The 619-nt window shown below is 46.0% G+C and carries 1 protein-coding gene; it reads left to right on the top strand.

All coding sequences use genetic code 11. The features are described 5' to 3' along the window. Positions 1-619, top strand: a 619-nt coding sequence (locus tag M1B78_RS18485; protein WP_257941499.1) for an IS4 family transposase, incomplete at its 5' end; no start/stop codon positions are given.

Below are 619 nucleotides of genomic sequence, written 5' to 3'. Positions count from 1 at the left end.
CGACTGCCTTGTGGCAGACCGCGAGTTCATCGGAAAGGAATGGACAGGATGGCTCAACAGCCGTCGCATACGGTATTACATCCGCATCAGGCAAAACTTCTGGATTGTCAGACCTTCCACAGGCGAGAGAATCCGAGCCTGGTGGCTGTTCAATGATTTGAAGGTCGGTCAGGAGAAATTCTTCCATAAGCTCTTTCTTCACAAAGGTGAGTATGTCTATCTTGCCGGAAGCCGAATCAAAAACTCCGATGGAGTTCCGGAATTGCAGATTCTCATATGCTTCAATCGGCCCGAGGACGCGATTTTGACATACAAAAAGCGATGGGAGATAGAAACGGCCTTCAGAGCCATGAAATCTTCCGGCTTCAACATCGAGGACACCCACATGCGTGATATGGAGCGCATCGCAAGACTTGTCGCGATGGTCTGCGTGGCTCTTGTATGGGCGTATCTCGTTGGTGAACATAAAGATATAAATATTAAAGCGATAAGGATTCTGAAACATGGAAGAAAGGCAAAGTCGCTTGTCAAATATGGATTGGAAGAGATTTCGACCATACTTATGCGTCCGACTTATACCCCAAAATTCGATGTTTTCAAATTTTTGTCATGTACTTAA

The organism is Bacteroides muris (ex Fokt et al. 2023), assembly GCF_024704895.1.
GTDB lineage: Bacteria > Bacteroidota > Bacteroidia > Bacteroidales > Bacteroidaceae > Bacteroides > Bacteroides muris.
Note: the sequence above shows the minus strand (reverse complement) of the source record. Positions and strands in the feature narration are given on the sequence as shown.